10 protein-coding genes are annotated in these 14974 nt (G+C 40.2%); 4 read left to right on the top strand and 6 right to left on the bottom strand.

Translation table 11 applies throughout. The annotated features are described in order from the left end of the window. Complete coding sequence (locus ACSLUH_RS03755) at positions 1–2871, top strand: insulinase family protein (RefSeq protein ID WP_448564748.1); 2871 nt, start codon at positions 1–3, stop codon at positions 2869–2871. Positions 2872–2946: 75 nt separating this feature from the next. Here ACSLUH_RS03755 and ACSLUH_RS03750 read toward each other — a convergent pair whose 3' ends face one another. After that, a complete protein-coding gene (locus ACSLUH_RS03750) occupies positions 2947–3795 on the bottom strand; it encodes a pirin family protein (RefSeq protein WP_448564746.1) in 849 nt (282 codons plus the stop codon). Positions 3796–4110: 315 nt separating this feature from the next. On the opposite strand from ACSLUH_RS03750, the gene ACSLUH_RS03745 reads away from it, so the two are divergent. Continuing rightward, the gene (locus ACSLUH_RS03745) at positions 4111–5943 is read left to right on the top strand and encodes a M61 family metallopeptidase (RefSeq protein ID WP_448564744.1); all 1833 of its coding nucleotides are present in this window, start codon (positions 4111–4113) and stop codon (positions 5941–5943) included. Between the two features lie 113 nt (positions 5944–6056). Next, positions 6057–6491 (top strand): hypothetical protein, encoded by a 435-nt coding sequence (locus ACSLUH_RS03740; RefSeq protein ID WP_448564742.1) that lies wholly within the window; start codon positions 6057–6059, stop codon positions 6489–6491. 63 nt (positions 6492–6554) lie between these two features. On the opposite strand, the gene ACSLUH_RS03735 is transcribed toward ACSLUH_RS03740, so the two are convergent. The 4 genes from ACSLUH_RS03735 to ACSLUH_RS03720 all read right to left on the bottom strand — a co-directional run bounded on the left by ACSLUH_RS03735 (position 6555) and on the right by ACSLUH_RS03720 (position 13426). Next, positions 6555–8960 carry an ABC transporter permease gene (locus ACSLUH_RS03735; RefSeq protein ID WP_448564740.1) on the bottom strand — a complete coding sequence of 802 codons (2406 nt, stop codon included), beginning with the start codon at positions 8958–8960 and terminating at the stop codon, positions 6555–6557. A 1-nt stretch (position 8961) separates the two neighbouring features. Then, the gene (locus ACSLUH_RS03730) at positions 8962–11376 is read right to left on the bottom strand and encodes an ABC transporter permease (protein WP_448564738.1); all 2415 of its coding nucleotides are present in this window, start codon (positions 11374–11376) and stop codon (positions 8962–8964) included. A gap of 38 nt (positions 11377–11414) precedes the next feature. Further along, positions 11415–12116: an ABC transporter ATP-binding protein gene (locus tag ACSLUH_RS03725; RefSeq protein ID WP_448564736.1), complete on the bottom strand. Its 702-nt coding sequence runs from the start codon at positions 12114–12116 to the stop codon at positions 11415–11417. Positions 12117–12181: 65 nt separating this feature from the next. Then, entirely contained in the window at positions 12182–13426 is a 1245-nt protein-coding gene (locus ACSLUH_RS03720) for an efflux RND transporter periplasmic adaptor subunit (RefSeq protein ID WP_448564734.1), read from the bottom strand. Positions 13427–13651: 225 nt separating this feature from the next. Between ACSLUH_RS03720 and ACSLUH_RS03715 the strand changes: the two genes are divergently transcribed. Then, a complete protein-coding gene (locus ACSLUH_RS03715) occupies positions 13652–14344 on the top strand; it encodes a cytochrome b/b6 domain-containing protein (protein WP_448564732.1) in 693 nt (230 codons plus the stop codon). A 143-nt stretch (positions 14345–14487) separates the two neighbouring features. Here ACSLUH_RS03715 and ACSLUH_RS03710 read toward each other — a convergent pair whose 3' ends face one another. Further along, on the bottom strand, positions 14488–14958 hold the full coding sequence (locus tag ACSLUH_RS03710) for a c-type cytochrome (RefSeq protein ID WP_448564730.1): 471 nt from the start codon (positions 14956–14958) through the stop codon (positions 14488–14490). Positions 14959–14974 lie beyond the last annotated feature (16 nt).

The following is a 14974-nucleotide window of genomic DNA, read 5'->3' as shown; positions in this document are numbered from 1 at the left end:
ATGAAATCATTTAAACCAACCTTAATCAGTCTAGCTATTGTTGTGAGCCTCTCAGCCTGTCAAAGCACGACTCAGTCGTTTTCGGTTTTACCGCAAACCCAAGAGAGCGTTCAAATAATTAAAAGCCAGTCTGATCAGCGCCAATATCAATACCTAACGCTAGATAACGAGTTAAAGGTTTTAATGATTTCTGATCCAACAACCGAAAAATCCGCCGCGGCTATGGATGTTTCAGTTGGTGCTTTTCATGCGCCACAGGACAGAGAAGGTTTGTTTCACTTTCTTGAACACATGCTGTTTTTAGGTACCGAAAAATACCCTAATGCAGGTGAATATAATGAATTTTTGAAAAAGAATGGTGGTTCTTCAAACGCATATACATCAACTGAAGATACCAATTACTTTTTTGATGTTAAAAATCAGGCGTTCGAAGAAGCGCTTGATCGCTTTGCACAGTTTTTTATCGCGCCGACGATGGACCGTCAATTTGTCGAACGAGAAAAAAATGCAGTCGACTCAGAATATTCACTAAAAATCAAAGACGATAGTCGCAGGATTGCAGAAGCCAACAAACAAGCTATTAATCCAGAGCATCCCTACAGCAAGTTTAGCGTTGGTAATTTAGAGACCTTGGCAGACCGTGACGGTGACAAGGTCTATGATGCGCTATTAAAAGGCTATCAAGAGCACTATTCAGCTAATCGCATGGCGCTTGTCGTACTCAGTAGCCAACCATTAGCAGAACTTGAAACAATGGTTCGCAGCAAATTCAGCGCAATTAATAATAACGGTAAACCTAAGCCAAAACTTAACAATAAACTGTTAACTAAAAATGAAAAAGCAACACGGGTAATGATCGAGCCACTTCGTGAAATGCGCACATTAACACTCACATTTCCTATTGCCGATAGCAGTCAATTTCGCGCCAAAAAGCCGTTAGCTATTATCGCTCACCTACTAGGGCATGAAGGAGAGCATTCGCTATATCAAAGGCTTAATCAACAAGGATTAATTGAGTCACTTTCTGCTTATGAAACCGATACTGACGCACTCGATATTTTTACAATTTCAGTAGAATTAACAGAATCGGGCCTTGGCGAGATTGACAACATTACTACGCAGATTTTCCAGTATATTGATTTAATCGAACAGCAAGGGGTTACTCAGGCCTACTACGATGAAATTAAGAATATTGCTAACTTAGATTTTGCCTTTCAAGAAAAGCGCAACCCGATGTCGACCGTGTATCAGTTAGCACCTGTGTTGCAAGATACACCGGCGCAAAATGTCTTAAATACCTATTACCAATACCAGGGCTTTGACGCCGCATTAACCAAGCAATTTTTAGCTCAATTAACCCCAGATAACATGCAACAAACGTTAGTTGCACCTAATGTCAAAACCACTCACGTCGAACCACTATATGATGTTGGTTATACCATTGAAAAAATTTCTAGTGAGCGTTTAGCGACTTGGCGGGATGCAAAAGCTGATAGCACGATGCAGTTGCCCAATTTGAATCCATTTATTGCCCAAGATATTGCGATAAAATCAACTTCATCTGATGAAAAGCCAAATATTATTGTTCAAGAGCCAGGCTTAACCTTATGGCACTATCAAGATACGAGTTTCAATGTGCCTAAATCGAGTGTTTTTATGCGCCTAGAATCTCCGCTAGCGGGCAATAATATGGAAAACCGCGCCAAGCTAGCACTCGCCAATAGATTAATTGAAGATAAACTCAATAGCTATGGTTATGACGCTAAACTCGCAGGCCTGGGATATCGCATATTTAGTTCAAATAAGGGCTTAGGCTACACCGTCAACGGTTATAACGATAAGCAAATTGAGTTAATTAAAACCATTAACCAAACCATTGCTGATTTTGATATCGAAGCAAACAAATTTGATATGCTAAAAGCTAGCGTGATACGTGACTTAAATAATGCCAAGCTTGATCGTCCAATAAGCCAAGTATTTTCTCGCACTCGTCGAGAACTTGGGTTTGATCCATACGCAAGTGTTGCTTTAGCTAACGCCTTAGTGCCTATTACCTTGGACGAGGTAAAACACTACATGAATGCGTTGCTAAGCGATGTTAATGTCAAAGTATTTACTCATGGCAACAGCAGTAAAAACGAAGCGATCGCTATTGCCAATAATATTCGTGAAAATTTCCTTCGCAGTGATAATGTCGGTCAAGGGGTTCAAGCCAAAATTCGCCAAATGACCAAAGGTGAGCGAAACATCATTGAAATGGACATCGACCATGATGATTCAGCGATTGTTGTTACCTACCCTGTGGCTTCATCAATGGACAACATTGCCCAAACAAAATTGCTAAGTCAGATCTTAGGGGCTGCATTTTTTAACGAACTGCGGACAAATCAACAACTGGGCTATATTGTTGGAGCAAGTGCCGGCGATCGAGAAAATTTACCAACGTTAAACTTTTATATTCAATCGTCTAAAGTCGATCCGGTAGAACTCAATAAACGCATTGATGATTTTATTGCTCAGCAATTTGAATTATTAAAATCCATGTCAGTAAACAGCTTTAATCAACATAAAGCTGGCTTGCTCACTAACATTAATAAAAAGGATAAGAACTTAATCGGTCGCTCTTCAAGATTATGGAGAGATTTGCTTTCCGGCTATCAAGATTTTAATAAACGCGAACAATTGTCGCAGGCAATAGAAAGCACTTCTTTAGAGCAGCTTATCGACACCTACGAGAAAACCCTCATCAGTGAGCACGCGCCACGATTGATTACCCGAAATTTCGGTCATGCTCACCGTGAGAAAAATTACGCCGCGGCTAACGAAGATAAAAGTGTTTGTCGCTTAGAGCAGTGTTGGTCAATACAATAACGATTGGCTGTTAGTAAAAAACCTGCTGATGCAGGTTTTTTACTTTTGCTACTTCTTATACAAAACCAAAGTTAACTAACGAATAAATTGATTGCTGTGATAATCACGAAAAGCTTGCTCAACTTCTTGATGAGTGTTCATGACAAAAGGCCCTCCTTTGGCAACGGGTTCATTCAGCGGTTTTGCTGACAATAAAATAAAGCGTGCTTGCGCAAGAGCCGTCACCTCAATTTTATCACCTAAGCCTAGCACCCCGAGTTGACGAGTTGATAGACTACGTTGTTGTTCACCAATAGCTATTTCGCCAGAAATAACATAGATAAAACTATTGTCATCGATATCAACCTGCTGACTAAATGACGTTGATGTTGGTAACGTAATATCCATATAAATGGGTTTCACATAGTCATTAACAATTACACCAGCGGTTCCTTGATCAGTCTGACCAGCAATAACTTTAATCGTTTGCCCTGCTTGTTGCGATTCTTGACGGATCTGATCGCCATCGTATTCTTGATATTGCGGTGCCGTCATCTTGGCGTAACTTGGTAAATTGACCCACAATTGGAACCCTTGCATTAAACCCGAGGTTTGCTCTGGCATTTCTGAATGTATAATGCCCGACCCTGCTGTCATCCATTGTACACCTCCTGCTTCAATAACCCCTTCATTACCAACACTATCCTTATGACGCATCTTACCCGCTAGCATATAGGTTACCGTTTCAAAGCCTCGATGAGGATGCGGTGGGAAGCCCGCAATATAGTCATCAGCTTGATCTGATTCAAATGCATCGAGCATTAAAAAAGGATCGAGCATGGGTAATTCAGGGGAACCAATTAAGCGCGTTAACTTCACACCAGCCCCATCTGATGCAGGCATACCTCGCGTAATTGTTTTAAGCTCACGGCTATTACTCGACATCTCCACTCCTCTATATTTTTTATTCAATTATCTAAAGATAGTGCACCAGCGCATTAACAACAATCAGCAATAATTCGCTCAGCATTGATAGATTTGAATAAAAAAGCGGATTTGCATTTTATCTGCTAAATTATTGTTTAATAAATACGTAAAAAACTCATAACGCAGGATATTCATTGGTTTTAATGTGCCGCAAATTAAACCGTTGCCCTTATGATAAAAAATAAGCATTGTATACAGTTCTTTAATTTGAATAAAAACGGTATAATCTTCAAAATTTATCCCAACTTACGTTAGAAAATTCGCATAGGAAAGATGATGAAAAAGCTACTATCGCTTATCGCGTTCTTCGCTAGCCCTTTTGTGCAAGCCAATGGAGAAACGACTTATCAAGTGTCTTTTGACAACGCCGTCCATCATGAAGCGCAAATATCAGTAACCTTCACCGATATAAAAACACCAGTGCTAGAAGTACAAATGAGTCGCTCATCACCGGGACGTTATGCGATGCATGAATTTGCAAAAAACGTTTATCGAGTTTCCGCGGTCAATAGTCAAGGTCAACCGATTAAGATCTACAAAATTAACCCATATCAATGGCATGTAGACAATCATGACGGTGAAGCTACCATCACCTATACGCTTTTCGGTGACCGCGCTGATGGTACCTACAGCCAAATCGATCGCACACATGCGCATTTAAATATGCCTGCAACGTTCATGTGGGCAACAGGTCATGAAGACAGAGAAATTGCAATCGAATTTCGTCCATTTAGTGTTGATTGGAAAGTTGCCACTCAATTACCCAAGGGTGACAATAAGTTCCAGTTTACCGCGCCAAACCTCGCATACTTTTTAGATAGCCCAACTGAGCTCAGCAATCATCAAGTTCGCTCTTGGCAAGCCACCTCAAATGGCCGCACTCAAACCATTAAGCTTGCCGTTCACCATGATGGCATAGATGAAGATTTGGACAAATTTACTGAAATGGCCAAAAAGGTCGTTGACGAACAAATTAAAGTTTTTGGTGAACTACCCAAACTTGATTATGGCGAATATACCTTTATTGCTTGCTATTTGCCTCACGTAAACGGTGATGGCATGGAACATAGAAACTCGACAATTCTAACCAATAGTACTTCTTTAGACGAGGGTGAATTTGAACAGTTAGGCACTTTATCTCATGAGTTTATCCATACATGGAATGTTGAACGTATTCGCCCTAAAGAATTAGAGCCCTTTAATTTTATCGGCGCAAATATGACACCGAGTTTATGGTTTGCTGAAGGGTTAACAAGCTACTATGACGACCTCACTATCCGTCGTGCGCAAGAGTTAACCATAGATGAATATTTAGAAACCGTTTCAACCATTGTAAATCAAGCCTATCAAAAACCTGGTCGACTTTACTTTACACCTGAGGGTGCTAGCCGCTTTGCCACATTTACCGACGCGGGTGTCTCAATAGATAAGACCAACTATAGCAACATTTATTTTAGCTATTACATCTATGGGCGCGCGCGTGGCTTAGCGCTCGATTTAGCAATCCGCGCTCAGTTCGCTGGTAAATCATTAGATGATTTAATGAAAGCAATGTGGGTTAAGTTTGGTCGAACGGAAAAACCATATTCTCGTGATGACATAAAAACGACACTAGCCGAAGTGGTTGATGATGAGAAATTTGCTAATGATTTCTTTGATCGCTATTTACATGGCTTTGATACACCGGATTATCATAGCTTATTGGAAAATGCTGGCCTAGTGGCTGAGTTAGCTGATGATGAAAGCGCCTTTCTAGGTAAGGTTAAATTTAAATTTAACGGGGAAGCAGCAATTGTTGCTAACCAAACCTTAGTTGACTCACCGCTTTATAAAGCGGGTATCAATCAAGGTGATCAAATTGTAAAACTTGGTCGACGTACTATTCGTTCACAGGAATTATGGGAAAAAGCTCTCGAGCAGTTTGAAATTGGTGATACAACCACAATTGAGTATATACAACGTGGCCATACGGTTAAAAAACAAATCACCTTTATTGCCGATCCAACCCTGAAAGTAAAACGGTTAGATGAAGACAAGTTAACTGAACAACACACGGCATTTTTACATGCCTGGTTAGGTCAAGAAGCAGAAGAGTCTGCTGATTAAGACCAATTTTTTCAATTAAAAAACAAGGGCAAGAATTTCACTTGCCCTTTTTTAATGCCGATGTAACATAAACCCTATACTTTCATTATCGTAGCAATCACCGTATAAACGATATGACATTTACACAACATCAAATAGAACAATACACCAGTGAATTACGCAATCATTTGCGCTCTGATCTTATTTGGCAGTGGGATGAGAGACTCAATGTATTACTAAGCGAATTTGCACAGAATAAGTCGCAAGACGTCTTGTCGGTATTAAAATCATTTTTCGAACATGAATGGACAAAACACAATATCAGCAAAGCGCCAAAAGATTTAAGGCAACAATTAGGCGATTTACGAAAACTCAATAAAGAGCAAAAACTTTTTACCTTACCAGCACCTACAGAAGAGTGTCCGACACTGGTCGCCATTTGGTGGCCTTGGGGACATGGCGGAACCTATTCACTCCGTTTAATGCTACTTAGCGACTCTTATGAATTTCATTTGCCTGAGAATTCTCGTGCCAATGTTATAGAGTTTTTTAAGCGCTTTTTTAGATAAAACAATCATGCTAGAAGTAAATTCTACCATGATTGTTGCACAACAAGGCTCTTTAACTACTAACTACTGACTGCCTCTTAGTGATTTGACGACCGGTTGATAGATATATTGGCGTAATGGCAAGTAACAGGCGCAAAATGCTACCATGCTTATTAACATAAGCGTGACAATAAACGATAAGAGCACGCCTTTAGAAACTAAATCGTTTAGTAAGCTATTGAATACCAAATAACCAGCGCCTAATACCACTATGCTAATCCCTAACCCAGTCAAAATCGCTATCGCATTATCTTTGATAATCAATCTAATAATATCGCTTCCTTTCGCTCCGATTGACATACGAGTACCTATTTCAGCGCGTCGCATTTGAGTCGCGAAATGAAGAATGCCATATAAACCAAGTGCTGACAGAGCAAATGTTAATATCACCAGAACTAGCGTCGTATAAGCAGTACTAATTGAACTAAACAAACGCGCGTTTTTATTGTCGGTTAAGCTTGAGAAACTAAATAATTTAAGCTGCTGATCTACGTTTTTAAATATTGTCACCACTTCTTCACGAGATAGTTTTTGATGCTCCGCTACTTTTACCAGCAGCATATTACGAGATAAGGATGCGGGGTAATAAAACCTTCCCTCAGTATAACGTTGCCCAGGCACAGTAATGGTTTCAACAACACCGATAACTTTTGCCCCATTGGTAAAAGTTACGCCAATTGCCTCGCCATTCGGGGCTAATTGTTGGGCAAGTACCTCATTGACAACAACAACTCGTTCACGGTTTTGGATATCTTCCTCGGTGAAGTTTCGCCCAGCAATTAAACGCTGATTAACCAACTGAAAGTAGTGGTGATCAATATCTTTTCCCCTTGCGGTCAAGCGCTGCTGCGTCTCTGCTACGGTTATCGCACGCGTACTAAACAATGTTGGTCGCATAGCTTGACTAACGTCAGTTATTTTGGGCGAAGCATGCAACGCTTTTTTTAACTGAGTTAATTGGTCTTCATTTAATCTCTGCTCACTTGAAGGAAAGGCTAGGACCATGGCATACCGGTTATCTGTCTCGTAGCCTAGAGGTTGATTGACCATATTGATGGCATCTTGAAATAACAACAAGTTGATAAAAACAAGCAGCGTTGCAATAGCGATTTGGCAACTGATGAGCAAATTTCTTACCCGCTTGGAAACCTGAACTCCATTGCCTTTGCCGCTCGATTGCAATGAAGCACTCAATACACGATAGTTGACCATCCTAAGTGTTAGCCAACTAAATATTAAGGTAAGTACAGTCGCCAAAACAAGTGAAATAGATATGAAAAAACCATTGATACCCAATTCATCAATTCGCGGTAATTCGTCAGCCAAATAATGTTCTATCGTGTTAAAGCCCGCAATCGCGATACCTTGCGCCAGCAAAACCGCGAACACCATCATAATACCGGTTTCTGCCACCATACCACCAAAAAGCTGTCTACGGGATGCGCCAACGGCAGCCATGGTCGCTAATAATTTTTGACGTTGCGCGGTGCGCGCAATAAACAGATTGGCAATATTGGTGCACGCAATAATGACAAGCCCTAAAGAGCCAATAACCAATAAAATAACATTTTGAGCACTATCGGAAATAATATAATCTTGCAACTTGGTAGCTTCGATGCCGATGCGCCAATTATTGAAAAACTGTCGCTCGGCAACTTGCGCTTGCCAATTACTATTGACTAAGGTGGCTAATGCTTCACTTACTTGAATCGCTGTTAAAGGCGCTTTGAGTTTACCTATGAATGATAGACCCGAGTCGTCATTTCCCCAAGCATTGCGCTCTTCTTCTACAACAGAGTTATAATCCCAAGGAATATATACTTGTGTATCAAAACCAGGACCAGCAATTTGTGGCTCAACAAAACTCTCACTCAGCACGCCAATAATTTGAAAGCTTTTATCTGCAAACGTTAGACTTTTACTTAACACATCAGGAGTACCATCAAAAGTTTCCTGCCATAGTTGGTAAGAGATCACCGCTACTGGATTAAACTGGTCAATTTGCTCGCTTGATTCGAATCCTCGACCTATCGCCGTCGTTGCATTTAGCATTTCAAACCATTCAGGATTAACATAAGAAACAGGCAACATTGGCTCACTGGCGACAGAGGTTAAAACCGCGCCATCTCGATATATCAACGCACTTTGCTCAAAAATAGTTTGCTGTTGATATAAGTACATCAAATTCGGGTAGGTGAAGGCTCGGCCATCAACATTACCGTTGTGGTCGATAAGTTGATGCTCAACATTTATCAACCGTTCTTGCTCAGGATAAGGCAAAGGTTTAATAAACATGATATAGGCAAGTGAACTCGCACAAATCAGGGCACCAAGGGTAATACCGATAGTGATAATAACACTGGCAACAAACCCTTTAGACTTTTGTAAACTCAAAAAAGCTTGTTTGAGCTGATAGATAAGCATTCCCATATTAATTTCCTCCCCTGAGTGAATTGATTACAGGGTTTTTTACATATTTTAGTAACGGTAAGTAACAGCCGATAGATGCCATAGCGATAATCGCACCTACAGATGTGATAAAAAGTAACAATGCATTTGAGCTAAAGAGCATACTGGCAACATTGATGGCAAATAACGAAAGTATGGCCAGTACTAACATAGTCCCGACAATACCAACGGCGATCACAGTGATGTTTTCTTTGAAAAGCATGATAAAGATTTGTTTTGGCTTTGCTCCAATTGCCAGTCGAGTGCCAATCTCTATTTGTCGCACTTGGCTTGCATAGTTTAAAACGCCATAAATTCCTAAGGTCGCTAGCACTATCGTAAATAGCGTGATAAGTGCAGTAACATACAAGGTAATTCGCTGCGATTTAAATAGCTCGTCTACTTTGTCAGTTAAGGCATGATAATCATAAATAACCATGTTCTTATCAACGGATTGAATTAACGGAGTTAACACTTCACGACTAAAGACTTGGTTAGCATTATATTTAACTAATAAGCGCTGTGGGTGATACCTGCCCGGCATATACATTCGAAATGGAGTACCCTCCTGATTAGGCTGATAAATGTTATTAACAACACCAACAATGGTATAAATATTTTCTTCACCCAACATCACTCGATAACCAATGATATTGCCATCTGGTGCCAAATGATCCGCCAGCTGCTTATTAACAACCCAAACTCTCGCCCGTGATTCTAGATCTTCTTCCGTAAAGCTTCTGCCCTCAATAAGAGATTGGCTAAGAATATCGAAGTAATTTTCATCAATAGTTTTTACAAAAGTGGTGTACCTTAGCTCTTTATCAACGTCATAAATTGGCCATTGCCCAAAGCGTAACAATGGTGAACTTGAATGGCTCACGTCATTAACCTCTGGCTGAGATTCTAGTAGCGCCGACAATTGCTTCATGGTATCTGCAAAGAAATTTCGGTCCGGAATAGGTTGTGCCGCATAGGTTAGGCGTAAACTGTGTACTTCACTCAATTCGACACCAATGTCTTTAGACATGTCATCGATTGCTTGTTTAAACAATCCTGCACTATAAAATAGTAAAAGTGTTGCGATCATAACTTGACTGGCGATTAGAATATTTCTTATGTGCCGAGATACTTGTAACGCCTTACCTTTTCCACTTGCCTGTAAGCTGATCGCTAACTGACGATAGTCAATACTTTTTAAACAAGCCACAGCAAAGAGCAAGCTAAAAATAATTAAAGATAATAAAACGACAACAAGTGAAGCGGTATTCAAGCGTAGCTCATTCAAACGTGGAAGTTCATTTGCAAAATACTTGGCAAGCAGCAGAAATCCTCCTTCAGCGACTACTAATGCCAACGCCAGGCTAATTAACATTAACAATCCAGCTTCTACTAAAAACCCTTTAAACAGATGAAATCGTTTTGCACCAAGTGCGGCAAACACTGACAAGGAATGTCGTCTTTGTGCAATTTGGGCAATAAATAAATTGGTCAGGTTAGCAACAGCGATCATCACTAAACCAACGGCACTTGCCATTAGCAATAAGACTGTGCTTTCTGTCTCTCCGATAATAACCGTTCGCAACGGTTGAAGTTTCATTTCGATATGCCACCCCTTAAGGAACGGTACATCTTGAGTATTTTCTTGCCAAACTAGTGACTCTGATTGAGATAATGACGCTTCAATCTGCTCTTTTGACAATGGAGAAGCCAAAGCCCCAATAAAACGAAAATCAATGATCCTCCCCCACCTTTCCTCATTTTGTGCATAAGGGTGAAAATCAAAAGGCAACCAAATTTCGGTGACATTACCATTGGAGTAGACATTCGGCTCTATAAACTCAGGCGCTACAACCCCTATTATGCTAAAACTTTTCCCGTTGACCGTGAGTGATTTGTCAAGAATATTTTCATCACCTCGATATAGTGTTTGCCAAGTTGCATAACTAATAATCGCGCTTTGTCTATATTGGTAAAGATTTTCCTTCTCGGTAAGTGGTCTTCCATGCAGCATTGGCACATCAAATAATTCAAACCATTCGGGGGTCGCATAACTAAAAGACGCCCTAGGTTGCTTATCTAACGAAGTAATCACTTCCTCTGTATTGTATAGTAATGCAGCTTTATCAAAATAAGACTGGTTTTTGTATAGATGGAGTAACCCTGGATAGGTGTAGAACCTATTATCAATCTCACCATCATGTTTAACTTGTTGCTGTTGAACTTGATACAGGCGCTCAGCGTTAGGATAAGGAAGGGGTTTTAATAAAACCACATGTGTCAACGTAGCCACACAAACCAACAAGCCAAGCACTAACGCTAGGGTAAAAATCACGCTAATGGCAAAGCTTCGCTCTCGCTTAAGGTTACTAATCGCCTGCTTAACTATAAAGTTCATTTAATACACCTAATAATTTTCATCGGTAATCTTTGATACTAGTTAGCGAGTGCTTTGGTTGGCGCCTGCAACATCATGCCATCAAGTAACTGTACTTTTGACGTAGCCATATCGGCATAGCGTGGATCATGGGTTACCATACAAATCGTTGTGCCTTGCTTATTAAGTTGTGCTAAAACCTCCATGACTTGGTCGCCACTTTTTGAATCCAAGTTTCCCGTCGGTTCGTCAACCAGTAACATTGCGGGTTTTGCAACTAAAGCACGAGCAATGGCAACACGTTGTTGTTGTCCACCCGACAATTGATTCGGTTTATGACTCGTGCGATGGTTTAAACCGACAAGCGTTAAGCATTCATTAACACGCTGTTCAATTTCAGCGTTCGAATAATTATTGGCGTGGTAGCGAAGCGGTAAAGCAACGTTGTCAAATACGCTAAGTTCATCAATCAAGTTAAAAGACTGAAAAATAAATCCTATTTTGGCATTGCGCTTTTCGGCAGCTTTATTAAGACTTAATTCAGTGACGTTTTCACCTTCAATAAAATACTTTCCTTCGCTTGCAACATCTAATAAGCCCATAATTGACAATAACGTTGACTTTCCACATCCTGATGGTCCAGAAATGGAGAGGTAATCACCCTCGTTAATGATGAGATTGACCCCTTTAAGCGCATGCGTTTCTAACTCTTCTGTCTCAAAGATCTTTCCAATATTTTCCATACGAACAATTTCTTTCATTTTTCTTTCCTATTAACCGTATTTATACCTAAAATTGTGATTAACTGACTTTTATATAAGAGTAACTAGTTCAAGCTGATCTCTTCCACCTGATAATTACTGAGGTCTGAAATGATGACTTCATCACCGACCATTAACCCGCTATTGACAGTCACTAGGCGCCCATTTGACTCACCAAAAGTGACACTTACTCGCTGTGCACGATCACGCTGTTTAGTTAAGCGATACAAAGCATTGGTTTCACTGACCTTAAAGTTGCTGGGTCTTTCGATATATTTAATATCTTTCAAGGTACTAACTAGAATTTCAGCGTTAATGTTTTGCTCAGGCCTAGCACTGTCTGGCAATGATCGACTAAAGATTATTTCAACCTCAACAGTATTATCAGAAACGATCGGATCAATGCGCTCTACATGCCCATTAATGACGCCTTGTCGAGAATCGACATAAGCCACTTGCCCTAGGCGAAGTTGTTGCGCCTGACTCTGCGAAACACGAACCAAGGCAATTAAAGAATTGGTGCTACCCACGATGGCAAGTTCCTCGCCAGCGGTTAAGCTTTGGCCCAAGCTCACGGGTAGCCGCTGCAATACACCGTCTATTGACGATTTAACGTCAAGGGCATCCACTCTATTTTGTGCTACCGCCAGCCAACCTAATTTTTGGTTAATCTTCTCTTTCTCGATTCTCTCAGCCTCGATATGAACAAGACTCAGCTGTGTCAAACGCTCCTTTAATAACGCAATGCGTTTATGTAACTGGCGTTCATTCAATTGGCTTTCTTGAAAAGTGATTTGGGAAACTATGCCTTGCTCAACGAGTTGTGCTTCAGCTTTTCGTTTTAATACCGCGGCTTCGTAGGCTGCAACTATTTGCGCCAGCAGCGCCTGTTCGTTTAGTAGTTCTCGCTTTTGAGTTAACTTTAACTGTCGCAAATTTGCTTCGGCTAAGTTCAACTCTTGTTGTGCATTTTCTAGCTGTTGGTTTAACTCAGGGTTAGATAACTTTAAAAACACCTGCCCCTTACTAATAGCAGCACCAGGTTTTAATAGTATTTCACTAACAGTTGCTCGGGAATTTGTCGTAATGGCAACCACTTTACTTGACACAAATTTTCCATATCCTTGAATAACAATGTCTAAGTCCCCCTGCTTTACCGTTGAAATCAGTAAGTCTTTTTTTGCGAGTTTGACTAAAGAAGTTTGATAACTAGCGTAAACGATTACCAAGATAAAAAGTAACGTTAGCGCTAACCATTTCTTAAGTTTTGGGGAAATACCTGTCGAATTTTTCTGCTTTACGATATCCATTGGCTTTAATATAGTATCAATGTAAACATTTAACCAAGGTAAATGCTAATGTTGTGCCAGATATAAAAAAGGCATTAAAAACAAAAGGTAATAGTCATTTCATTGCGTATTGCTAGCCAAAGTATCTGCTATTTTTTCGAATCTGAACTTGTTAGGTTCGCAAGTTACGTCTACTCACTTTATAATCTCAGCGTTTTAAGATATCCATAAGATCAGAAGGTGGCTATGAAGAAAATATTGGTATGGGATATCCCAGTCAGGTTATTTCATTGGTTGTTAATGCTATCACTATTTGCCGCTTGGTATACCAGTGACGGCGAACGAGGCTTAATAGAATGGCACTTGCGTATTGGCTATTTCATTTTAGCGATTGTCATCTTCAGAGTGCTCTGGGGTTTTATCGGTACAACTTATGCGCGTTTTTCGCAGTTCGTCCCCAATTTACAAAGTATCATGCGTTATGTGAAAGGTGAGAAAACATTTTACGTTGGGCACAACCCGCTTGGTGCGCTGATGGTTTTTGCAATGATCGTACTAGTGTTGTCGCAAGCGATAAGTGGTCTGTTTATGACCGATGATATTTTTACTAACGGCCCTTACTATGATTCTGCATCTAAAGATGTCCAACAGTTAATGGCTATTATCCACCACTGGTCTTTTGATCTGATTGTAGTACTTTCTGTTATTCATATCGCTGCAGTGCTTTACTATCATATTGTCAAAAAAGAATTCTTAATTAAAGCAATGATACTTGGATACAAGATCATTAACCCTGAAAATAAAGATAAAGATGAGCATGAAATCAACAAAGGGCATTCTCACTTGTTTTTAGCCATTATCTCAGCAATCGCTGTCGCGGGGTTTGTTTATTGGCTTGTGTTTATTAATCCACCAGTTGCAGAAGAATACTATTATTAGTCGTCTATTGGTCTGCGAATAATCAGCTAATTAACGTATCGATAACTTCCATTGACTATATACTGGTCAGTTATAAAAATTTAACGTAAAAAAACGCGCGGCTACAAAGTAGCCGCGCGTTTTTAAACTTATGATGTTAATCGTTAATCTTTCTTAAAGTCGTCATGGCAACCACCACACGTTTTCCCGACACCCGCTATTGCTTCTTTGATCGCAGCTTCATCACCCGATGACGCAACTTTTTGCAAATTCGCTGAAGCGATCGTAAGATCTTGCGCTCTTTTCTCAAATGCCGACCTGTCTTGCCAAACCTTATCTAAAGCTTCTGTGCTCACGTTAAAACTTGAAGTATCCGTTGTGGTATAATCGACAACCATTTTAGAAATTTGATTGATGCGTTCTGCATTTACTGCAACTTTCTCAGCATCAAAAGGTACTTTTCCGCGCGCCATGCCACCTAATGGTCCCATATTAGCACCCAATATTTTAAAGATAGCTTGGCGCAACTCTGTTGCTTTTTGAGCCTGTTTTTCTGATTTAGCTGTTTGTGCAGCAACACTCATTGAACTTGCAGCAATAGCAGTGGCAATCGTAAAACCGATTAGTTTTTTCATAGTTATCCCTTTTATT

The sequence above is a fragment of the Thalassotalea ganghwensis genome, from assembly GCF_053485795.1.
Note: the sequence above shows the minus strand (reverse complement) of the source record. Positions and strands in the feature narration are given on the sequence as shown.